This is a genomic window from Bradyrhizobium genomosp. III (assembly GCF_000261705.1).
Taxonomy (GTDB): domain Bacteria; phylum Pseudomonadota; class Alphaproteobacteria; order Rhizobiales; family Xanthobacteraceae; genus Bradyrhizobium; species Bradyrhizobium ottawaense.
The window spans coordinates 1-22,089 of the sequence record NZ_AJQF01000177.1; the positions used below are offsets into that span (position 1 = coordinate 1).

Annotated in this window: 15 protein-coding genes; 5 read left to right on the forward strand and 10 right to left on the reverse strand. The window is 66.0% G+C overall.

Annotated features, from left to right (window positions below; translation table 11 throughout):
• Positions 1-2,528: DUF2339 domain-containing protein (locus IC66_RS0115710; RefSeq protein ID WP_038948268.1), on the forward strand; the 2,528-nt coding region annotated here is incomplete at its 5' end.
• Positions 2,529-2,592: 64 nt separating this feature from the next.
• On the opposite strand, the gene IC66_RS0115715 is transcribed toward IC66_RS0115710, so the two are convergent.
• From IC66_RS0115715 to IC66_RS0115745, 7 genes are all read right to left on the reverse strand, one after another.
• Positions 2,593-4,281, reverse strand: a complete 1,689-nt coding sequence (locus tag IC66_RS0115715) for a methyl-accepting chemotaxis protein (protein ID WP_038948269.1) — start codon at positions 4,279-4,281, stop codon at positions 2,593-2,595.
• Positions 4,282-4,537: 256 nt separating this feature from the next.
• The gene (locus tag IC66_RS0115720; RefSeq protein ID WP_038948270.1) at positions 4,538-6,508 is read right to left on the reverse strand and encodes a methyl-accepting chemotaxis protein; all 1,971 of its coding nucleotides are present in this window, start codon (positions 6,506-6,508) and stop codon (positions 4,538-4,540) included.
• A 197-nt stretch (positions 6,509-6,705) separates the two neighbouring features.
• Positions 6,706-8,442: a methyl-accepting chemotaxis protein gene (locus tag IC66_RS0115725; protein WP_038948271.1), complete on the reverse strand. Its 1,737-nt coding sequence runs from the start codon at positions 8,440-8,442 to the stop codon at positions 6,706-6,708.
• A 179-nt stretch (positions 8,443-8,621) separates the two neighbouring features.
• On the reverse strand, positions 8,622-8,888 hold the full coding sequence (locus tag IC66_RS0115730) for a DUF6894 family protein (protein ID WP_028141644.1): 267 nt from the start codon (positions 8,886-8,888) through the stop codon (positions 8,622-8,624).
• Positions 8,889-9,052: 164 nt separating this feature from the next.
• Positions 9,053-9,652, reverse strand: a complete 600-nt coding sequence (locus IC66_RS0115735; RefSeq protein ID WP_028141645.1) for a hypothetical protein — start codon at positions 9,650-9,652, stop codon at positions 9,053-9,055.
• 113 nt (positions 9,653-9,765) lie between these two features.
• Positions 9,766-10,752, reverse strand: a complete 987-nt coding sequence (gene acuI, locus IC66_RS0115740) for an acrylyl-CoA reductase (NADPH) (RefSeq protein WP_028141646.1) — start codon at positions 10,750-10,752, stop codon at positions 9,766-9,768.
• Positions 10,753-10,793: 41 nt separating this feature from the next.
• Positions 10,794-12,047 (reverse strand): MFS transporter, encoded by a 1,254-nt coding sequence (locus tag IC66_RS0115745; protein WP_028141647.1) that lies wholly within the window; start codon positions 12,045-12,047, stop codon positions 10,794-10,796.
• A gap of 340 nt (positions 12,048-12,387) precedes the next feature.
• On the opposite strand from IC66_RS0115745, the gene nadA reads away from it, so the two are divergent.
• The 3 genes from nadA (at position 12,388) to nadC (ending at position 16,171) form a co-directional block, all read left to right on the forward strand.
• Complete coding sequence (gene nadA, locus IC66_RS0115750) at positions 12,388-13,494, forward strand: quinolinate synthase NadA (protein ID WP_038948273.1); 1,107 nt, start codon at positions 12,388-12,390, stop codon at positions 13,492-13,494.
• Positions 13,495-13,682: 188 nt separating this feature from the next.
• Complete coding sequence (locus tag IC66_RS0115755; protein ID WP_038948274.1) at positions 13,683-15,281, forward strand: L-aspartate oxidase; 1,599 nt, start codon at positions 13,683-13,685, stop codon at positions 15,279-15,281.
• Positions 15,282-15,292: 11 nt separating this feature from the next.
• Complete coding sequence (gene nadC / locus IC66_RS0115760; RefSeq protein WP_038948275.1) at positions 15,293-16,171, forward strand: carboxylating nicotinate-nucleotide diphosphorylase; 879 nt, start codon at positions 15,293-15,295, stop codon at positions 16,169-16,171.
• Positions 16,172-16,352: 181 nt separating this feature from the next.
• Here the strand turns inward: nadC and IC66_RS0115765 are convergent, their stop codons facing one another.
• The 3 genes from IC66_RS0115765 to IC66_RS43430 form a co-directional block, all read right to left on the reverse strand.
• Entirely contained in the window at positions 16,353-17,807 is a 1,455-nt protein-coding gene (locus tag IC66_RS0115765) for a cell wall hydrolase (RefSeq protein WP_038948276.1), read from the reverse strand.
• Positions 17,808-18,258: 451 nt separating this feature from the next.
• Positions 18,259-21,210 carry a pyruvate, phosphate dikinase gene (gene ppdK / locus IC66_RS0115770; protein ID WP_028141652.1) on the reverse strand — a complete coding sequence of 984 codons (2,952 nt, stop codon included), beginning with the start codon at positions 21,208-21,210 and terminating at the stop codon, positions 18,259-18,261.
• Positions 21,211-21,306: 96 nt separating this feature from the next.
• A complete protein-coding gene (locus IC66_RS43430; protein WP_080670142.1) occupies positions 21,307-21,462 on the reverse strand; it encodes a DUF3096 domain-containing protein in 156 nt (51 codons plus the stop codon).
• Positions 21,463-21,694: 232 nt separating this feature from the next.
• Here IC66_RS43430 and IC66_RS0115780 point away from each other — a divergent pair, with 232 nt between their 5' ends.
• Complete coding sequence (locus IC66_RS0115780) at positions 21,695-22,048, forward strand: DUF1236 domain-containing protein (protein WP_028141653.1); 354 nt, start codon at positions 21,695-21,697, stop codon at positions 22,046-22,048.
• Positions 22,049-22,089: the final 41 nt, after the last annotated feature.

The window sequence follows — 22,089 nt, forward strand, 5'->3', positions numbered from 1 at the left end:
CAGCGCCTGCGCCCGCGACGACGGCCGCCGAGCCGCCGCCGCTTGCACCCGAAGCCGAAGCGGCACCGCCTCCACTCGTCACCGAAGAGCTTTCACCGCCGCCGCTCGAAGCGGGCCCTGCGGCTGGCGCACCACCTCCCGTGCCGGCCGCTGCGCCCGGCTTCGAGGAGCAGCTCGGCACCCGCTGGGTGGTGTGGATCGGCGGCCTTGCGCTCGCGCTCGGCGGCTTCTTCATGGTGCGCTATTCGATCGAGGCCGGCCTGCTCGGCCCCGGCGTGCGCGTGTTCCTGGGTGGCCTGTTCGCAGCTGCGCTGCTCGGGGCCGGCGAGTGGTCGCGGCGCAAGGAGAGCATTTCCAACATCCAGGCGCTGCCGATCGCCAACATCCCGGCGATTCTCACCGCCGCGGGTACGGCGGTGGCGTTCGCGACCATCTATGCCGCCTATGCGCTCTACGGCTTCCTCGTGCCCGCGACCGCCTTCGTGCTGCTCGGCATCGTGGCCATGTGCACGCTCGCCGCCGCGCTGCTGCACGGACCGGCGCTGGCCGGCCTCGGCGTGGTCGGCGCCTTCGTGACGCCGCTCCTCGTCTCCAGCGGCAAGCCGGACTACTGGGCGCTCTACATCTATCTCGCCATCGTCACCGCCGCGAGCTTCGGCCTCGCGCGCATCCGGCTGTGGCGCTGGCTCGCGGTCACGACGATCGCCTTTGCCGTGCTCTGGATCTTCCCGGGTCTGGATAGCGAAGAGTTGCAAGTCGCGCCGCATGCCTTCCACGTCATCGCAGGCTTCGTGCTCGCCGCGCTGCTCGTCGTCTGCGGCTTCATGTTCGGCCCCAGCATCGAGGACGGCGAGATCGAGCCGGTCTCGTCGAGCTCGCTCGGCGCCTACCTGTTCGGCGCCATGCTGATCGTACTGTCGAGCGCACATGCGGATCTGGCCCTGATCGCGTTCACGCTTCTCGTTGGCGCGACGCTTCTCGTCGCCTGGCGTGCACCGGCGGCCACCGGCGCGCTCGGCGCGGCGGCAGCGACCGTCTTCATCGTGTTCGCCGAATGGGCGGTGCGCGCTAATCCCGACATGCTGGTGCTGCCGGGCGGCGCGATGTCCGGTATCGGACCGACCGCGATCGACAGCTCCGTGACGCTGCATCTGGTGATGGCCGCGATCTTCGCCATCGGCTTCGGCGTTGCCGGCTTCCTCGCGCAGGGCCGCTCGAACTCGGCAATCATTCCCGTGGTGTGGTCGGCCGCAGCCGTCGCCACGCCGATCGCGATCCTCATCGCGCTCTACGCCCGCATCGCCCATCTCGACCGCTCGATCCCGTTCGCGATCCTCGCGGTACTGCTCGCAGCCGCCTTTGGTGCTGCGACCGAAGCGCTCACGCGCCGCGAAACCCGGCCGGGCGTCGCCGTCTCAACGGCCCTGTTCGCGACCGGCACCCTTGGCGCGCTGGCGCTGGCGCTGACCTTCGCGCTGGAGAAGGGCTGGCTGACGATCGCGCTGGCGCTGATGTCGCTCGGCACCGCCTGGATCTCGATGCAGCGGCCGATCCCGTTCCTGCGCTGGCTCGCCGCCATCTTCGCCGGCATCGTCACCGCGCGCATCGGCTATGATCCGCGCATCGTCGGCGACGCCGTCGGGACCACGCCGATCTTCAACTGGCTGCTCTGGGGCTACGGCCTACCGGCGGCCTCGTTCTGGGCCGCGAGCATCTTCCTGCGCCGCCGCGCCGACGATGCACCGCTGCGCATGGTCGAGACCGCGGCGATCCTCTTCACCGCCCTGCTCGCCTTCATGGAGATCCGGCACTTTGCGACCAACGGCCGGATGACCTCGCCGCCGTCGCTGCTCGAATTCGCACTGCAAGTCTGCGTCACGCTCGCGATGGCGATCGGGCTGGAGCGCTTGCGGCTGCGCAGCCGCAGCATCGTGCACAATGTCGGCGCGGTCGTGCTGACGGCGATCGGCGGGCTCATCAGCGTTTTCGGCCTCTTGATCCTGGAGAACCCGCTGATCTGGCGCATCGACGTCGGCGGCGCCGTGTTCAATCTGCTGCTGCTCGGCTATGCGCTGCCGGCGGTGCTGATGCTGCTGCTGTCCTATGCGGTGGTCGGCGAGCGTGGCAAAGTCTACGCCAACACCATCGCCGGTGGCGCGCTCGTGTTCGCGCTCGCCTATGTCACGCTGGAGATCCGCCGCTTCTATCACGGCCCGATCCTCTCCACCGGCGGGACGACGGGCGCCGAGCAATACACTTATTCGATCGGCTGGCTCGCCTTCGGCGTGCTGTTGCTGGGCGTCGGCATTCTCGTCAACTCGGAGCGTGCACGGCTGGCCTCGGCTGCCGTCATCGCACTGACGATCCTGAAGGCCTTCGTCATCGACATGTCGACGCTGACAGGCGTCTACCGCGCGCTGTCGTTCATGTGCCTCGGCGTCGTGCTGGTCGCAATCGGCTGGCTCTACCAGCGCATCCTGTTCCGGCGGCAGGTCGCACCGCCGCCGGCTCCGCAGGCGACCAGCTGAATTATTTGAGCAAGATCTCTTCGGAAAACCGCTTTCACACTTTTCCGGATCATGCTCCTGAAGATCAGGCCGCGCGGACCGATTCCAGGAACTGCGCGACCTCGACCTTCAGGCGGGTGCTGTCGGTCGCCAGCGATTTCGCCGCCGAGAGCACTTCGCCCGAGGCCGAGCCGGTGTCGATCGCGCCGCGCTGCACGTCGGTGATGTTGGACGAGACTTCCTGCGTGCCGAGCGCGGCCTGCTGGACGTTGCGCGAAATCTCTTGCGTCGCGGCGCCCTGCTCCTCGACGGCGGCGGCGATGGCCGAGGACACCTCGGACAACCGCTCGATGGTGCCGCCGATCTCCTGGATGGCGCTGACGGATTCCTGTGTGGCCGACTGGATGCCGGAAACCTGCGCCCCGATCTCGCCGGTGGCCTTCGCGGTCTGCTCGGCCAACGCCTTGACCTCGGAGGCGACGACGGCAAAGCCGCGACCGGCTTCGCCTGCGCGCGCCGCTTCGATGGTCGCATTGAGCGCCAGGAGGTTGGTCTGGCCGGCGATGGTGTTGATGAGCTCGACGACGTCGCCGATGCGGGAGGCCGCCTGCGACAGCGCGTTGACGCGATCGTTGGTCCGCGCCGCCTGCTCGACGGCTTCCGCGGCCATCCGTGCCGAATCCTGCACGCGGCGGCTGATCTCGGTGATCGAGGACGACAGCTCTTCCGAGGCGGACGCCACCGCCTGGACGTTGGTGGAGGCTTCCTCGGATGCTGCCGCAACGACGGTTGCGAGTTCCTGGCCGCGCTGCGCCGTGCCGCTCAGCGTGGCCGCGGAGGCCTCGAGCTCGCTCGAGGCCGACGACACGGTCTCGACGACCTCGCCGATCATGGCCTCGAAATTGCGCGTGATGGCATCGACGCGGCGGCCGCGTTCGATTTTGGCCTCGGCGTCGCGAGCAGCCGCCTCATCGGCGGCCTTCTTGGCGATCAGTGCCTCCTTGAAGATCTGAAGCGCATCCGCCATCGAGCCGATCTCGGTCTTCTCGCCGCGATGCGGCACTTCGGCCGAGAGGTCTCCTTCGCCGAGCGACTGCATCGGACGAATGATCGAGGCGATGCCGCGAGAGACGTCGCGCACGAGATAATAGGCTGCGCCGATCGCGATCACGACCGAGAGCACGATGATGCCGACCAGGACGCGGAAGATCGTGGCGTAACTGTCGGCCGCCTGCTTGGTCTCCAGCTCGGCGCCCTGGTTATTGAGCTCGATGCCCTTCTGAAGCAGGGGATCGGCGGCCTGAGCCATCTTGGCGACCTTGGTCTGCAACATCTCGTTGGCGTCGGTCGGGAAGCGGCCGACGCTCTTGCGCGACAGCGCCATGGTCTCCTGCACGCCGTTCAGATATTCGCCCCACGCCTTGCTCCATTGCTCATAGAGCGCGCGCTCTTCGGCGGCCGTGATCAGCGGCTCGTAGACCTTGCGCGTCTTCTCGATGCGCTCGCGCAACGAGCCGAGGCGCTTCTCGGCGGCTTCCTTGCCTTCGGCGGTGTCCTGCATCAGGTGCAGACGCAGCGCGACGCGCAGCTCGTTGATGTCGGCGCGCATTGAGCCGAGCGCACGCACGCTCGGCAGCCAGCTCTCCGCGATCTCGACGGTATGAGCATTGATGTTCTGCATGGTGCCGATCGCCGTCACGCCGACGCCGGCGAGTGACAGCACGAGGACCGATAACACGGCCAGAAGCTTGAAGACGATCGACAACTTCGACATCACACAAATCCCGATGATATCCTGGCAGCACGCACGTCACCCGCGCCGCAGGCGTCACGACGGACGACCGGGCGGAGGTCAGTTCAACAATGCTGGCTGGTTCTTATCCCGTAAGATTGCGCCCCATAATTGCAAGCAGGCGTTAACAGGAGCCTACGTAAAACTACGGGTCGGCCTCTTCGGACGCTATTTTCTCCGCAGCCGTGCTGCGACGCGAAACACGACGCGCCGCCACATTCACCGGGCGGCGGCCGCCTCAGGCCGCCCGCACCGATTCCAGGAAGCGCGCGACCTCGCTCTTGAGCCGGTTGCTCTCCTGCGACAGCGACTGCGCGGCCGAATGCACCTGCGCCGAGGCAGCCCCGGTCTCGCCGGAGCCGCGCTGGACGTCGGCGATGTTCGACGAAACCGCGGAAGTACCTTGCGCTGCGTGCTGGATGTTGCGGGAGATCTCCTGCGTGGCGGCGCCCTGTTCCTCCACCGCAGCAGCGATGGTCGACGAGATCTCCGACATCCGCGCGATGGTGTCGCCGATCTCCTTGATCGCGCCGACGGATTCGTCTGTCGCGGACTGGATCGCGCCGATGTGCTGACCGATTTCGCCGGTGGCTTTCGCGGTCTGCTCTGCAAGAGCCTTCACTTCGGTCGCGACCACCGCAAAGCCCTTGCCGGCTTCGCCCGCCCGCGCCGCCTCGATCGTCGCGTTGAGCGCCAGGAGGTTGGTCTGCGCGGCGATGGTGTTGATCAGTTCGACGACGTCGCCGATGCGGGAAGCGGCCTTGGTCAGCTCGGCGACGCGCGCATTGGTGCGCTGGGCCTGCCCGACGGCGACGTCGGCGACGCGCGCCGATTCCTGCACCTGGCGGCTGATCTCGGAGACTGAGGAGGTCAGCTCTTCACTTGCAGACGACACCGACTGCACGTTGGCGGACGCCTCCTCCGAAGCCGCTGCCACGGCGGTGGCGAGGCTGTTGCCGCGCTCGGCGGCGTGGGTCAGCGTATTCGACGACGCTTCGAGCTCGGTGGCCGCCGACGACACCGTCTCGATGATCTCGCCGACCGCGCCTTCGAACGTATCGGCGAGCCGTTGCATGTCGAATTTGCGCTGCTCGCGCCGACACGCGTCCGCCTCGGCCTGCTCGGCGCGCAGCCGGTCGGCCTCGGCCATGTTGCTCCTGAACACCTCGACGGCACCAGCCATCTCACCGATCTCGTCGTTGCGGCCAACGCCGGGGATTGTCACGGACATGTCGCCCTTCGCCAAACCAGTCATCGCGCGAACCATGGCGATCAACGCTGTCGAGATCGAGCGGCCGGTGAAGAAGGACACGCTCCCCACCAGCAGGATGGAGCATCCGAGTGCGACCCACATCCAGAGCTTGATCGAGGCCCGCATCGACTCTTCGGCGGCCCGCGCAGCGTCGTATTGCTGACTGACGGTCTTTTCGATCTCGTCGAGGACGGGCTCGATGGTGCGGAACTCCTTGGACATTGCCGAGCCGTGCGCGGTCAGATCCTGCGCGCCGGCTGACCACGCCACGAAGTCGTCCTGGTATTTGGAGAGCTTCTTGCCGATATCGGCCTTGACGGCCGGCGGGATCGCCGAAGCCTCGACTTGCCCGGAGAATTCCGTCGCCGTCTTCTTCAGGGCGTCGAGATATTTCGGGTCGCGGCGCAACATGAAGTCTTTCTCGTGACGACGCATCGTCAGCATGCCGCTGGTGAGCCTGGGATCGTCGACCTCCTTGAGCTTGGTCTCGATGCCGTGCACCGCCGTGCGCAACGAGCCTGACAGCCCGAGGGTTTCGTTCAATCCAAGCCTGACCTCGGCCTGTTCGACGGCCGCGAATTCGCTCACGTATCTCTCGAATCCGGTGCGGACCAGTGACGCCTTTTCTCCGACCGCCGCGTACCCTGCCGCACGCGCCGCGCTGCCGAGGCGATCAAGATTTCGGGTAATGTCGGAAGCAAGTTCGGCGTGACGCTTCGCATAGGATTGATCGCGGCGGAGCTGGAAATCCTTCTCGGCCCGGCGCGCTTCGAGCAATTGCTGCGAGATCCGCTGGTTCAGATCGGACAGCCGGCGCGCGTCTTCAGCAGCGTCGCGGGACGTGTCCTGAGAGAGGCTGCCAATCTGGTAGATCGTGCCGAAGGCGACGAGCCCAATGAGGCCGAACAGTCCGATCGCCATGACCTTGTGAGTGAGGCGAATGGAAATGCCGCTCATGAAAGTGCTCCAACGATTGAGACGCAATACGCGAAAGGCGACTCAGCGCCCCAAATATTGCGAGCATCATGACTGCGCCGCTTTTCCGGAAGGTTAACCCTGCGCGCATCGGTCGCGGCGTCGAGATACGCGCGCGAGCAACCGCCACGCATTCACGCGTGATGGTTGCAAGCAGGACCTGCCGAAAGACGCCACCGTCAGGCCGCGCGCACGGTGCCGAGAAACTTGCCGACCTCGAGCTTGAGGCGGTTGCTGTCGCCGGACAGCGATTGCGCCGCCGCCAGCACCTGCGAGGACGCCGAGCCGGTCTCGCTCGCGCCGTGCTGCACGTCGGTGATGTTGGACGACACCTGATGGGTGCCCTCCGCCGCCTGCTGCACGTTGCGGGAAATCTCCTGCGTCGCCGCGCCCTGCTCTTCGACGGCAGCCGCGATGGTCGAGGAAATCTCCGACAGTTTCTCGATGGTGTCGCTGATGTCCCTGATGGCGCCGACCGAATGCTCGGTCGCGGTCTGGATGCTGGCGATCTGCTGGCCGATCTCGCCGGTCGCCTTCGCGGTCTGCTCGGCGAGCGCCTTGACCTCGGAGGCGACAACGGCAAAGCCGCGACCCGCCTCGCCGGCGCGCGCGGCCTCGATGGTCGCATTGAGCGCCAGGAGATTGGTCTGGCCGGCGATGGTGTTGATCAGCTCGACCACGTCGCCGATCCGCGCCGCCGCCTTCGACAATTCGCCGACGCGGTCGGTCGTGGTGCGGGCCTGGCTGACCGCTTCGCTTGCGACGCGCGCGGATTCCTGCACCTGGCGGCTGATCTCCGTGATCGACGACGACAGTTCCTCGGTCGCCGACGCCACCGACTGCACGTTGGTGGACGCCTCTTCGGAGGCGGCAGCAACCATGGTGGTGAGCTCCTGTCCGCGCGCCGCAGTCGACGTGAGCGTCGACGCAGACGCTTCCAGTTCAGTCGCGGCCGATGACACGGTATCGACGATCTCGCCGATCGCCGCCTCGAAGCCATCGGCCAGCTTGGACATCTCGGCCTTGCGTTGCGCGGCTGCAGCCTGATCCTGCCTGATCTTGGCCTCGGCCTCCTCGCGCGCCTTCTGTTCGGACACGATCTTGAACTTCTCGACAGCCGCCGCGACACCACCGACCTCGTCCTTGCGGCCGAGACCGGGCAGCACCACGGAAAAGTCGCCGCCGGCGAGCTTGTCCATGGCCACCGTGAGCGCGCGGATCGGCCGTGCGATGGTCAGGAACGACATCAGCCAGGAGCAGAGGAGGACGAGCGCGGTGAAAACGCCGATGACCATTGCGATATGCTCGCTGGACGCCATCTCCCGCGCGGAGGCCGCAACCTCCTCTTCGCTTCTGTGCCTGGCGACGTCGGCAATCTGATTGGCTGCCTGGTCCATCTCGCCTGCGATCGGCAACGTGACCTCGCGGGCGAGACGCGTCCCCTCATCGACGAGCTTGGCGAGGCGAGCAGCGGCATCCTCGCCCGTGAGAGCCAGGGCGGCACCGCGCACGGATGCGAGCTGCTGAGCTCCCTTGAGATAGTTCGCCGTGAGGACCTTGAGCTTCTCTATCCTCGCGCGGTTTTCCGGCACGTGCGAGAGCGTGAGCATTGCGTCGGCAACCTTCGCCAAATGACCGGCGCGTTCGACCAGCGCGTCGCGTGCCTTCTGCAGTTCATCTGAATTATTGGCGAGGCGGATGTCGCGTGCGGCGAGCTGCATGGCGCGCGCCGCGAGCTTGGATTCGACTGCCTCGCGCGCCAGCTCCTGCTGCTCGGACGCCGTCTGGCTGGACCGGCGCACGTTGCCGTTTCCGATCACCTGACCCGCGATCATCGCGAGGACCAGGAGGATGCCGAGCGCCGATGAGATCGCCAGCTTGGTCCCAATCCGCAAATTCTGAACGAGGCTCAACATGGGCATGCTTCCCCCTAGGGAATGCGCGGCCGAGTCATTGCCAGCCGCCCTCGGCGTTGATCGCCCTTGTCCGAAAAGTATGCGTTCGCCATTCCAATTTGGTTAACGCGACCTCCGGGCAACTACTGGATCGGTAGGAAAATCCCTTGAATTTCAGCACGTTATGCGCGCTTAACAGGTTAATCACACGCAGTGATAGGAGCCCCGCTCTGCTGCGTTACGCTCTCGCCGACGAGGCTGATGCGAAAGACCGGCTTCTTGTCCTCGTCGAGCAGCTCCATGCACCACTCGGCGTTCGGCTTCAGGCCGCGCGCGATGCCGCCGAGCAGATTGGCGCAGACCTCGGTCATCTCGGTCCAGGCGGCAGTGCGATCCTCGAACTCGTACGGCTGGTCGGCGGCGCCGGAATAGCGACCGGTGCTGATGCGGAAAAAGTACAGCGACATCGTTGAACCCTTTTATCGGGCCGCGCCCCCCGGCCGTCGGCAAACTGGAGCGCGAACAGCTACCAACGCATGAAAGCCGCCGTCCGTATGACTACGGCGCGGCGGCTTGGCGTTCGATGGACGTCTTCAACGACAAAGTGCGCGGAACCGTCCGCGCAGCCCTCTCACTGGGTGGAACGGCGCAGCTCCAGCGGGCCCTCGTTCCTGGCGGGCTCCGACTTGATCTCCGACTTCACCGGCTCGAGCCGGCTGCTCTCGACACGCGGCGTCTCGACGCGCGCGGCGACTTCGGTGTTGGTCGCACTGACGGAACCGGTGTGCTCTGTCCTGTGCAGCGAGCGCGGACGCGCCGCAGCGCGCGCCATCAGCATCTGGTTGCCACCCTGGTGATGGAAGTCGCAATAGGCGAAGCCCATCCCCGACACCGAGCCGCGGAAGCTGCGATCGTCGGTCTTTTCCAGGTTGAAACACGGCTCGAACGGAATGCCCTTGATCGAGGCGCAGACGTTCTGGCCACGGATCTGGAGCGTATTGCCGGGCAGGCGGAGATGCTTGACCGGGCCCGCGCCGGAGAACTGCACCGCGCCGGCGGCGCCGAGATCGTCCAGGATGCGGCCCGCGCCGCGGGTGCCGTCGAAACAGGTGAAGGCAAAGACCTTGCCCGCCACGAAGCGACGCGCCTCGTCGGCGTTCATGCTTCCGGCAAGGGCCGGCGCAAACGTTGCTGCCGCCGTGACAGCCCCCAACACAATACGCGCAAGCATGCTCAACTCCGAACCAACCCCCGCAGCGGGCGATGCCTTATCTCTTTACCCGCTGCTTACCATACCAACCATGGCGACATTGAAGCAGCTTGGTTGGTAAAGTCTGAACGCCGTTAGACAATTTTTACCACGATGCGACCGCGGACCTGGCCCGCCAGGATTTTCGCGCCCCACTCCGGCACCTCATCAAGAGGAATTTCGTGAGTGATTTCAGTTAGTTTGGTCCGATCCAGATCTGACGCCAGGCGCTGCCACGCGGCTTTCCGCGGCTCGATCGGGCACATCACGGAATCGATGCCAAGAAGGCACACCCCGCGCAAAATGAAAGGTGCGACAGACGACGGCAGGTCCAGGCCGGCGGCCAAGCCGCAGGCCGCGATCGCCCCGCCGTATTTCGTCATCGACAGCAGATTCGCCAGTGTGGTCGAGCCGACGCTGTCGACGCCACCCGCCCAGCGCTCCCTTGCGATCGGCTTGGCCGGCGCCGACAATTCGTTGCGGTCGATGATCTCGGCTGCTCCCAGCTGCTTCAGATAGTCAGCCTCCGAGGCGCGGCCGGTCGAAGCGATGACGTGGTAGCCGAGCTTGGAGAGCACGGCGATCGCGACCGAGCCGACGCCGCCGGCGGCGCCCGTCACCACCACAGGGCCGCTCTTCGGCGAGAGACCGTGCTTCTCCAGTGCCAGCACCGAGAGCATCGCAGTGAAGCCGGCGGTGCCGATCGCCATGGCATCGCGTGCCGACAGGCCTTGCGGCAAGGCCACCAGCCAGTCGCCCTTCACCCGCGCCTTCTCGGCATAGGCGCCGAGATGGGTCTCGCCCATGCCCCAGCCGGTGCAGACGACCTTGTCGCCGGCTTTCCATTGCGGATGCGAGGATTGCTCGACCGTGCCGGCGAAGTCGATGCCGGCGATCATCGGGAAACGGCGCACCACCGGCGCCTTGCCGGTGAGCGCGAGGCCGTCCTTGTAGTTCAGCGTCGACCATTCCACGCGGACGCTGACGTCGCCGTCCATCAGCTCGGCTTCATCGAACTGCGTCAGCGCGGCGGTGGTGCCCTTGTCCGCCTTGTCGATCCGGATCGCCTTAAATGTGGCCACGACTGAACTCCCTGACTTGTTTGTCGGGGATGTTTAGCCGATCACACAGGCTGCGCAACCGCCCGAACGACAGGTTTCTCCACGATCGGAAGATTGATCAGCGCGGAAAGCACGCCGAACAGGATCGAGAGCCACCAGATCGGCGTATAGGAACCGAAGCGCTCGAAGACGATGCCCCCGAGCCACACGCCGAGGAAGCCGCCGACCTGATGGCTGACGAAGGCAAAGCCATACAGCGTCGCAAGCCAGCGCGTGCCGAACATCAGCGCCACCAGCGCCGAGGTCGGGGGCACCGTGGACAGCCAGGTCAGGCCGGAGACCGCACCGAAAGCGATCGCCGAGAACGGCGTGATGGGGAACGAGATGAAGGCGAGGGTTGCGAGCGCACGCGTGAAGTAGATGGCCGAGAGGATGTAGCGCTTGGGCAGCGAGTTCTGGAGATAGCCGACGCTGAGCGAGCCGATGATGTTGAACAGGCCGATCGCCGCGATCACCCAGCCTCCGGTTTGCGTCGAGATGCCGCGATCGACCAGGAAGGCCGGCAGATGCACGGTGATGAAGGCGAGCTGGAATCCGCAGGTGAAGAAGCCGAGCACCAGCAGCACATAGGAGCGGTGACCGAAGGCTTCGGCGAGCGCCCTGGTGATGGTCTGCTCATCCGCCGGCGTCGCACTGGCCGCAGTTGCAGCCGGCGGCGTCGAGAGCGCCAGTGACAGCGGGATGATCAGCAACATCAGGAAGCCGAACACGGAGAGCGCCTGCTGCCAGCCGAAATTGTCGATCAACGCGACGCCGATCGGCGCGAACAGGAACTGGCCGAACGAGCCCGCCGCCGTGCCGGCGCCGAGCGCGAGGCCGCGCTTCTCGGCGGGCAGCAGCTTGGTGAACGCCGACAGCACCAGATTGAACGAGCAGCCGGCAAGACCAAAACCGACCATGACGCCGGCGCCGATGTTGAGCGACAGCGGCGTCGAGGAATAGCGCATCAGCAGGAGGCCGCCGGCATAGAGCAGCGCGCCGACGCACATCACCCGGAACAGCCCGAAGCGATCGGCGACCGCGCCGGCGATGGGCTGGCCCAGTCCCCACAGCAAGTTCTGAAAGGCGATGGCGAGGCCAAACACGTCGCGGCCCCAGGAGAATTCATGACTCATCGGCTGCACGAAGAAGCCGAGCGCCGAGCGCGGACCGAAGCCGAGCATGCCGATCGCACAGCCGCACAGAATGATGACGGCGGGGGTACGCCAGCTGGAGGAACGTGAGGCCGGAGCGAGTTCGCCCACTGATGTCGACATGGTATTCCCTGTCTGTCATTGGCGGACTCGCAAAGAGGCGCCGCGAACGCCTCATTTAATGCATTTGCATGAAAATCCCAAATCAAAAACGGTTGCATTCCACGAGGGGCTGCCGCGGGAGCATTGCGTTTCAATCTGGCCTCGCCCGACGCGTCGGACGACGATCTGACGAGATTGTGTGCGGCAGGACCTAGCCGTCCTCGGCAGAGCGTGCTATTTCCGATGTACTCATATTGAGCATATATGAGGTTCGATGAAACCCACTCCGGCCCCTCGGCCGGATTACTCAGGCCCTACATATACTCATATTGAGTATAAATGACATGCGACGGAGGCTTTGATGCCGATCACTGCAATCTACGGTCCAGACGATTTTGCCAACCGGCCGCAGGGCCATCTCGCCTCCTCTCCCCGCTCCGCACCGGCGCCCACAGCGTGCGCGCTGCCGACGCCCTCGCTGGAATGGACGGCGGAGGTCGAACGCACCACCGCCCCGCTCTATGAGCGCGTGAAGCACGTCATCCCTCCGATCGAGTGGCCGTTGATGGCGCCGACGATCAAGGCGATCAATGAGCTGAAGCGCGCGCGGGGCGCGGTGATCCTCGCCCATAACTACCAGGCGCCGGAGATCTTCCACTGCGTCGCCGACATCGGCGGCGACTCGCTCCAGCTCGCGGTCGAAGCCACCAAGGTGGAGGCCAATGTCATCGTCCAGTGCGGCGTGCACTTCATGGCGGAGACCTCGAAACTGCTCAACCCCGACAAGACGGTGCTGATCCCGGATTCGCGGGCCGGCTGCTCGCTGGCCGCCAGCATCACTGGCGCCGACGTGCGCCTGCTCCGCGAAAAGTTTCCGGGCGTGCCTGTCGTCGCCTACGTCAACACCTCCGCAGAGGTGAAGGCCGAGGTCGACATCTGCTGCACCTCGTCGAACGCGGTGCAGGTGGTCGAGAGCCTGAACGCGCCAAGCGTGATCTTCCTGCCCGATCGCTATCTCGCCACTTACGTGGCCTCGAAGACCGACGTGAAGATCATCGCCTGGAAGGGCGCCTGCGAGGTGCACGAGCGCTTCAAGGGCGAAGAGCTGCGCGCCTTTCGCGAGGCCGATCCGTCCGTGCAGATCATCGCGCATCCGGAGTGCCCGCCGGACGTGCTGGCGGAAGCCGACTTCACCGGCTCGACCGCGCACATGATCAATTGGGTGCGCGAAAAGCGGCCGCGGCGGCTGGTGATGATCACGGAATGCTCGATGGCCGACAATGTGCGCGCCGAGCTGCCCGACGTCGAGATGCTGCGCCCCTGCAACCTCTGCCCGCACATGAAGCGCATCACGCTCGCGAACATTTTGGACAGCCTGCTGACGCTCCGCGAGGAGGTGACGATCGATCCCGCCCTGGCGATGCGTGCAAGGCGCTCGGTCGAGCGGATGATCAACCTGAAGAATTGAGGGCAACCCGCAGCGGCAACCACCGCTGTCGTCCCGGACAGGCGCAGCGGAGCGCAGATCCGGGACCCATAACCACAGGAAGATGTGGTTGCGAAGGAAGGCAACACGCAGTTTCGCGCAACAATTTCTGCTGCGGCGTATGGGTCCCCGCCTTTGCGGGGACGACAGTGGAGTGAAAGGAAAGAACTATGACCAACACCATCCACAACCTCACCCGCACCGACGACATCGTCATCGTCGGCGGCGGCCTTGCCGGACTGTTCTGCGCCCTGAAGCTGGCGCCGCGGCCGGTGACCTTGATCTCGGCCGCGCCGCTCGGACAGGGCGCATCCTCCGCATGGGCGCAAGGCGGCATCGCCGCGGCGGTGGCCGAGGGCGACACGCCGGAAGCCCATGCCGCCGATACCATCGCGGTCGGCGGCGGCCTCGTCGACGAGGTGGTCGCACTTGGGATCGCGCGCGAGGCCGCGCCGCGCATCCACGATCTCTTGAGCTATGGCGTTTCGTTCGATCGCGACCTCGAAGGCAGGCTCGCCGTGGGACGCGAAGCGGCCCATTCGGCCCGGCGCATCGTGCATGTGCGAGGCGATGGTGCCGGTGCCGCGATCATCGCGGCCTTGAGCGAAGCGGTGCGCCGCACGCCCTCGATCCGTCTGGTCGAGGGGTTCGTCGCCGAGGCACTGCTGGTCGAGGATGGCGCCGTCGCCGGTCTTCAATTGCGCGAGGCCGGCAACTTCCAGGCGAAGCCGTTCCTGCTCGCCTCGCGCGCGGTGGTGCTTGCCACCGGCGGCATCGGACATCTCTACGCCGTCACGACCAATCCAATGGAAGCCAGCGGCTCCGGCCTCGCCATTGCCGCGCGTGCCGGTGCCGTGATCGCCGATCCGGAATTCGTGCAGTTCCATCCAACCGCCATCATGGTCGGCCGCGATCCGGCACCGCTCGCCACCGAAGCGTTGCGCGGCGAAGGCGCGACGCTGGTCAATGGCGCCGGTGAACGCTTCATGGTTGCGCGCCACCCGCTCGCGGAGCTCGCGCCGCGCGACATCGTGGCCCGCGGCGTATTCGCCGAGATTGCGGCCGGGCGCGGCGCCTTCCTCGACGCGCGCCAGGCGCTGGGCGCGCGCTTTGCGGACAAATTTCCGACCGTGCATGCGAGCTGCATCGCCGCCGGCATCGATCCGGCCACGCAGATCATCCCGATTGCCCCGGCCGCGCACTATCACATGGGCGGCATCGCGGTGGACGGACGCGGCCGCAGCTCGATCGACGGACTCTGGGCCGGTGGCGAGGTGTCGTCGACCGGCGCGCACGGCGCCAACCGGCTCGCCTCGAACTCGCTGCTGGAGGCGGTGGTCTACGCCGCGCGCATCGCCGACGACATCGCCGGCTGCTCGATCCCCGCGCCTGCCCGCCTCCCCGACGCACCGGTCGCGTCGCGCGGCGGCACGCCGGATGCTCTGGCCGGGAAGCGGCTGCGCGCGATGATGAGCGCGCATGTCGGCGTGATCCGCGAGAGCGACGGCCTCTCCGAGGCCGTGCACCACTTCGCTGCGCTCGAACGCGAGGCAACGAGCATCGCGCTGCGCAACATGGCGACGTCTGCCCTGCTCGTTGCCGCCTCGGCGTGGAGCCGCCGCGAGAGCCGCGGCGCGCATTTCCGCTCCGACCACCCAGCTGAAATCCCTGCGCTGGCGCAGAGAACGATGACCACGCTCACGGCGGCGCGCGAGATCGCGGAAAGCCTGAGCTCCCTGCCACGCGTTGCGCAATCCATGATCGCCTGAAGGAGTTTTCCATGATTACCACCACCTCCCTGCTCTATCCCGACGCCTTCCTCTCGCCGCTTGCGATCGGCGAAGCCGTGCAGCGCGCGCTCGACGAGGACCTCGGCCGCGCCGGCGACATCACCTCCCTGGCGACAATCCCGGAAGCGACCAGGGCGCAAGCCATTCTGGTCGCGCGCCAATCCGGCGTGATCGCCGGATTGCCGCTGGCACTCGCGACATTGCAAAAACTCTCCTCCGACATCGACGTGCGCGCGCATGTCCGTGATGCCGCACGCGTTGTCCGCGGACAGCAGGTGCTGACGATCTCGGGCCCTGCGCGCGCCATTCTCACAGCGGAGCGGACGGCGCTGAATTTCGTCGGCCGCCTGTCGGGCGTCGCGACGCTCACGGCCGACTATGTCGCCCGCACCGAAGGCACGAAGATGCGCATCTGCTGCACGCGCAAGACCACGCCGGGGCTGCGCGCGCTGGAGAAATACGCCGTGCGCTGCGGCGGCGGCTTCAATCACCGCTTCGGCCTCGACGATGCGATCCTGATCAAGGACAACCACATCGCGGTCGCCGGCGGCATCTGTGCGGTGCTGGAGCGCGCCCGCGCCCATGCCGGCCATCTTGTCAAGATCGAGATCGAGGTCGATACGCTGGCGCAGTTGCGCGAGGTGCTCGATACCGGACTTGCCGACGCCGTGCTGCTCGACAACATGGACCTTGCGACATTGCGCGAGGCCGTGCGGATCAACGAGGGTCGTCTCCAGCTGGAGGCGTCCGGCGGCGTCACGCTGGACTCGATCGCGGCCATCGCGGCGACCGGCGTCGACTACACTTCGGCGGGCGCGCTGACGCATTCGGCGCCGAACTTTGATTGCGCGCTGGATATTGAGATGTGAGATCACCGCTCTGAGCCCAGGGCTGGCTGCACCTCTCCCGCTTGCGGGGGAGGTCGGCGCGAAGCGCCGGGTGGGGGCTCTCTCCACACGGGGGGTCTCGCCTGCGGAAACACCCCCTCCCCAGCCCTCCCCCGCAAGCGGGAGAGGGAGCATACCTTCACTGCGGCAACGATTGATTGCCTCAGCGCCGCTCGCTCACGCCCATCTCGGCAGAGCTCTTGGCTTCCTGCGCGAGCTCGGCTGACAGCGCGGCGGTCTGGGCCGGGGTGCCCCAACTCGGTTCCTCGCTTCCGTCGCCCCAGGCGCGCGGGCGATAGAAGGTGTGCACGCCGGTCTTGTACATCTTCTTCATCTCGGCGACCCAGGACGGGCGCACCCAGTAGGCGTGATAATGAGTGGACTTGCCCACCTCGGGCAGCCAGATCTGGCCGTCGAGCATCGCCTTCGCGATCTTCTTGGCGCGCTCCCACATCTCGGGCTCGCGGATCACGTCGGCATTGTTGTCGCAGGCGAAGGTGAACTGGCAGGCGAGATGGCGGTGCTTGTTCTGATAGACCGCTCCGCACACGGTGTCGGGATATTTGCCCGAGAACACGCGGTTCATCACCACCTGCGCCACAGCCATCTGGCCGCGAACGGCCTCGCCGCGCGACTCGAAATAGACGGCTTCCGCAAGGCACTTCTCGGACTTCGCGCGCGACTTGTCGTCGAGCGCGAGACGCTCCGCCGGCGATCTGGCGCGCTGGTTGTCGGCGTTGACCTCGCCCTTCGGCGCGACGCTCTCGCCGCTCTCGATATCCTTTGCGATGTCCGCCGTCGGCGGCGATAGCGAGGCCGTCACCTTCATGTCGGGATCGGGCATCACGATCAGCGGCTCGGCGCCGGGTTGCCAGCTCTCGATGCTTTCGAGATTGCCGCCGAGCGAGGAGCTGCCGAAGAACAGGTTGGAGGTCTTGACGCTGAAGGGATCCCGCACCGGCGTCGTCGGCGCAGTGGTCCGCTTAAGCGCCTCGAGCGGCTGCACCGCGAACGCGCGCGCGGCGTCGCTGGCCCGCGGTGGATTGGAATATTGCGGCAGCGGCGGCGCGCGGAGCGCTTCCTGGAGTTCGGGATCGAGGGCGGCCGCGGATTCCGGCGACATCGCCTGCGGCAGCGCCGCGGTCTTGGCGCCGAACACCGAGCTGTTCGACGTCGCGGGATCCTGCTGCGCCGGTGCCGCAGCGGGCGCGGCCGCCTCGGGAGCCTCGGTCGGCGCAACGGTCGCGAGGCGATCACCCTTCATGGAGCGATCGACCTTGGGAAAGTCGGAAGCCTGGTAGCGCGGCGCAGCCTGCAGCCCCGGATTGCGGCTGATCGCGCCGGTGACGTCGCGGCCATCGAGGCTCGCCAGGCGAACCATCGCGCTTTGCGGAACCGAGGTGCCGATGGGGCGGGAAAAACTGTAGGTGGCGAGCTGGATCGAGGACGCCGCGGAGAACACCTGCTTCTGCCAACGCTCGGCTACGCCGGGTTGGCGCGCCAGCAGAGAGGCAATATCCTGATAGCCGGTCTCTCTCGGCATCAATGCGAAGATGCAGAGACCGATGCCGAAGGACGCGAACCGCGCGCCCTTCGGATGGTTACGCAACACAGACATCGATACGCTCACGCTACGCTTACGCCAGAAAAATCGAAACGCAGTACATCCGTGCAATTCGATCTTTATCGTAAGTATCCAATTTAGGTTGCCGGGGCGTTAATCGGCGTTGCGCGTGCGGCACACTCAAGCGATTGCAGGTGTTTTCACGGGGTGATCGCGCACGGTGGTAAACGCGTCCTCACGCGAAGCGGTAAACAACCGGTCAACGCGAATGGTGAAGGAACTCTTGCTGGCGCGTATCATTACGGGACGCGCGTGTGGTTCCTTGTTGTCCGAGCTTCCGCCTCGTCATTGGAGGAGCTGTTGCGACGAAGCAATCCGGGCTGCCGCCGTGGAGAGATTCTGGATTGCTTCGCTGCGCTCGCAATGATGGGTTGGCGAGAGCATCGCGAAAACGAAAAGAGGCGGGGTTTTGCCCCCGCCTCTTTCATCCGCATTCTAGTTCTGCTTACGCCTGGCTGGCGATCGCCTTGCCGAGTGCGGCTTGCGCCGCTGCGAGACGGGCGATCGGCACGCGGTAGGGCGAGCAGGAGACGTAGTCGAGGCCGATGTTGTGGCAGAAGGCGACGGAAGCGGGATCGCCGCCGTGCTCGCCGCAGATGCCGACCTTGAGCTTCGGGCGGGTCTTGCGGCCGCGCGCGACGCCGATCTTGACGAGCTCGCCAACGCCTTCCTGGTCCAGCGCGACGAAGGGATCGACCGACAGGATGCCCTTCGCCACGTAGGGACCGAGGAAGCTCGCCGCGTCGTCGCGGCTGATGCCGTAGGTGGTCTGCGTGAGGTCGTTGGTGCCGAACGAGAAGAACTCGGCCGACTCTGCGATCTCGGCCGCGAGCAGACAGGCGCGCGGCAGCTCGATCATGGTGCCGACCTGATAGGTCAGCTTGGTGTTGGTGTCGCGCATCACCGCCTGGGCGGTCGCATCGATCCGCGCCTTGACGAGGTCGAGCTCCATCTTGGTCGCGATCAGCGGCACCATCACCTCGAGGCCGACGGCCTTGCCGGTGCGCTTCTCGGCCTCGACCGCCGCCTCGAAGATCGCACGCGCCTGCATCTCGGCGATCTCCGGATAGGCGATCGCGATGCGGCAGCCGCGGAAGCCGAGCATCGGATTGAACTCCGAGAGCTCGCGCGCGCGGTCAGCCAGGCGCCGCGGGTCGGTATTCATGGCGCGTGCCACTTCCTCGACCTCGGCGTGGGTATGCGGCAGGAACTCGTGCAGCGGCGGGTCGAGCAGACGGATCGTGACGGGCAGGCCCTTCATGATCTCGAACAGCTCGACGAAGTCGGCGCGCTGCATCGGCAGCAGTTTGGCGAGCGCCGCGCGGCGGGACTGCTCGTCCTCGGAGAGGATCATCTCGCGAACCGTGCGGATGCGGGTCTCTTCGAAGAACATGTGCTCGGTGCGGCACAGGCCGATGCCTTCGGCGCCGAACTTGATCGCGGTGCGCGCGTCGTCGGGCGTGTCGCCGTTGACGCGGACGCCGATCTTGCGGACCTGGTCGGCCCAGGCCATCAGCGTGCCGAACTCGCCGGACAGCTCCGGCTCGATCATCGGCATGCGGCCGGCGAGCACCTGGCCGAGCGAGCCGTCGATCGTGATGACGTCGCCGGTCTTGAAGGTGCGCGAACCGATGCTCATGGTGCCGCGGCCGTAATCGACACGGATGGTGCCGCAGCCGGAGACGCAGGGCTTGCCCATGCCGCGCGCGACCACCGCCGCGTGCGAGGTCATGCCGCCGCGCGTGGTCAAAATGCCTTCGGCGGCGTGCATGCCGTGGATGTCTTCCGGGCTGGTCTCGATGCGGACCAGGATGACCTTGCGCCCGTCGGCCTGAAGCTTGGCGGCCTCGTCCGAGGAAAACACGATCTCGCCGGAAGCAGCACCCGGGGATGCCGGCAGGCCGGTCGCAATCACGTCGCGCTTGGCGTTGGGATCGATGGTCGGATGCAGCAGCTGATCCAGCGAAGCCGGATCAATCCGCGTCACCGCTTCCTTCTTCGAGATCAGGCCTTCATTGGCGAGCTCGACGGCGATGCGCAGCGCCGCCTTGGCGGTGCGCTTGCCGCCGCGGGTCTGCAGCATCCACAGCTTGCCGCGCTCGACGGTGAACTCCATGTCCTGCATGTCGCGGTAGTGCTTCTCGAGCTGCGTGTAGATCCGCGTCAGCTCCTTGAAGGCCTCCGGCATCGCCGCTTCCATCGACGCCTTGTCGGAGCCCGATTCCTGGCGCGCCTCCTCGGTGATATCCTGCGGCGTGCGGATGCCCGCCACCACGTCCTCACCTTGCGCGTTGATCAGGAACTCGCCGTAGAGCTTGCTCTCGCCGGTCGAGGGGTTGCGGGTGAAGGCAACCCCGGTCGCCGAGGTCTCGCCCATGTTGCCGAACACCATGGCCTGCACGTTGACCGCGGTGCCCCAGGATTCCGGAATGTCGTGCAGCTTGCGGTAGGTCACCGCGCGCGCGTTCATCCAGGATGAGAACACCGCGCCGATTGCGCCCCAGAGCTGGTCGTGCGGATCCTGCGGGAAGTCCTTGCCGGTCTCGCGCGCGACGGCGTCCTTGTACTTGCCGACCAGCTCGACCCAGTCCTCGGCGGTGAGGTCGGTGTCGAGGGTATAGCCCTGGCCGTCCTTGAAGGTGTCGAGGATTTCCTCGAAGTGATGATGCTCGAAGCCGAGCACCACGTCCGAATACATGGTGATGAAGCGGCGATAGCTGTCGTAGGCGAAGCGGCGGTCACCCGACAATTCCGACAGCGCTTCCACGGTCTGATCGTTGAGGCCGAGGTTGAGCACGGTGTCCATCATGCCCGGCATCGAGGCGCGCGCGCCGGAGCGCACGGAGACGAGCAGCGGGTTCTTGGCATCGCCGAAGATCTTGCCGGTCAACTTGCCGACATAGTCGAGCGCCTTCTCAACCTGCGACTGCAACTCCTTCGGATAGGATTTGTCGTGGGCGTAGAAATAGGTGCAGACCGAGGTCGGGAGGGTGAAGCCCGGAGGCACCGGCAGGCCGAGATTGGCCATCTCGGCAAGGTTCGCGCCCTTGCCGCCGAGCAGGTCGCGCATCTCCGTGCGGCCCTCGGCCTTGCCGTCACCGAACGTGTAGACCCATTTGCCGGCCTTGCCCGCGGCCGGCGCGGCCTTGGCTGATACAGCCTTCTTCGGCGCAGGCTTCGCAGCGACCTTCGGCAGAGCCGCCTTGGTCACAGCCTTCGCAGCCGGCTTGGCAGCAGCCTTTGCGGCAGTTTTGGCGACCGGCTTTGCGGCAGCTTTGGCGACCGGCTTGGGCGCGCTCTTGGCAAGCGTCTTGCGGGCTGCCGGCGCGGCTTTCGCCTTGGCGGAAGACTTTGATTTCGCTGGAGTTTTATTGGGCTTCGAGGCGGCTTTGGCCATAGCTTGCACACAACCTGCGAGAGGAATGGGAATTCGCGGGCCTTACACCATTTTGGGCGGGCCCGCGCAAGTCGGACAGTTCCGGAAAATGAACCCCTAGAGGCGGAGCCATTTCAGGAGCCCAAGCCCGATCGCACCGTTCACAATAAGGAAGATCGCGACGATCAGGTTGAGAAGTCGCGGCATGATCAGGATGAGCACGCCCGCAATCAACGACAGGATCGGCGAAATGTGGGCGACGGTGATGTGCATGAATTTTCTTTCTGTGGAGGTGGGGCGAATCGCGGGCGGATCATAGCCCTCCCGGTTCCGCGAGTAGAGACGCGCAAGACGTGATGCGAGTTCCGGCACCCACGAAAACTGCCTGAAATTGCCGCGAATGCGGCGGGCCTTTTCCCGGAACATTGCGAAGGGTGCATGCATTGGCCAACCGGTCGCGCCATTGGCGCGTCCGAAAATAAAATTCACGTCGAAGGAGTTGTCCATGCGGAACAGGATTCTCGCTCTTGTAGCGCTCGCGGCCGCGATCGGCTCGCCCCTTGCGGCGCAGGCGCAAAGCGGTGTCACCGTCGGACGCGCGCCCGCCGTGGTCGACAGCGGCCCAACCATCGCAGTCGAACAGCGGCCGGCCTTCCGCGAGTACGTCGTCGAGCAGCGTGTGCCCGCCTTCAGCATTCCCGATCGCATCATCGTCGGCACGACATTACCCGAGGCAGGCGTCACCTATTATGACGTGCCGCAACGCTTCGGCGCCACCACCTACCGCTACACCGTCGTGAACGGCGAAACCGTTCTGGTCGAGCCGCGCTCGCGCCGCATCGTCGAGGTGCTGGACTAGCACGGATCGACTGTTGGCACTGATCGACTAGATGTCCGGCG

Excerpts from the sequence above, each read along its gene's own strand:
- IC66_RS0115715 (WP_038948269.1), bottom strand. The coding sequence starts at position 4,281 with ATGTCGAAGTTGTCGATCGTCTTCAAGCTTCTGGCCGTGTTATCGGTC.
- IC66_RS0115720 (WP_038948270.1), bottom strand. The coding sequence starts at position 6,508 with ATGAGCGGCATTTCCATTCGCCTCACTCACAAGGTCATGGCGATCGGA.
- IC66_RS0115725 (WP_038948271.1), bottom strand. The coding sequence starts at position 8,442 with ATGTTGAGCCTCGTTCAGAATTTGCGGATTGGGACCAAGCTGGCGATC.
- IC66_RS0115730 (WP_028141644.1), bottom strand. The coding sequence starts at position 8,888 with ATGTCGCTGTACTTTTTCCGCATCAGCACCGGTCGCTATTCCGGCGCC.
- IC66_RS0115735 (WP_028141645.1), bottom strand. The coding sequence starts at position 9,652 with ATGCTTGCGCGTATTGTGTTGGGGGCTGTCACGGCGGCAGCAACGTTT.
- IC66_RS0115745 (WP_028141647.1), bottom strand. The coding sequence starts at position 12,047 with ATGTCGACATCAGTGGGCGAACTCGCTCCGGCCTCACGTTCCTCCAGC.
- nadA (WP_038948273.1), top strand. The coding sequence starts at position 12,388 with ATGCCGATCACTGCAATCTACGGTCCAGACGATTTTGCCAACCGGCCG.
- IC66_RS0115755 (WP_038948274.1), top strand. The coding sequence starts at position 13,683 with ATGACCAACACCATCCACAACCTCACCCGCACCGACGACATCGTCATC.
- nadC (WP_038948275.1), top strand. The coding sequence starts at position 15,293 with ATGATTACCACCACCTCCCTGCTCTATCCCGACGCCTTCCTCTCGCCG.
- IC66_RS0115765 (WP_038948276.1), bottom strand. The coding sequence starts at position 17,807 with ATGTCTGTGTTGCGTAACCATCCGAAGGGCGCGCGGTTCGCGTCCTTC.
- ppdK (WP_028141652.1), bottom strand. The coding sequence starts at position 21,210 with ATGGCCAAAGCCGCCTCGAAGCCCAATAAAACTCCAGCGAAATCAAAG.
- IC66_RS43430 (WP_080670142.1), bottom strand. The coding sequence starts at position 21,462 with ATGCACATCACCGTCGCCCACATTTCGCCGATCCTGTCGTTGATTGCG.
- IC66_RS0115780 (WP_028141653.1), top strand. The coding sequence starts at position 21,695 with ATGCGGAACAGGATTCTCGCTCTTGTAGCGCTCGCGGCCGCGATCGGC.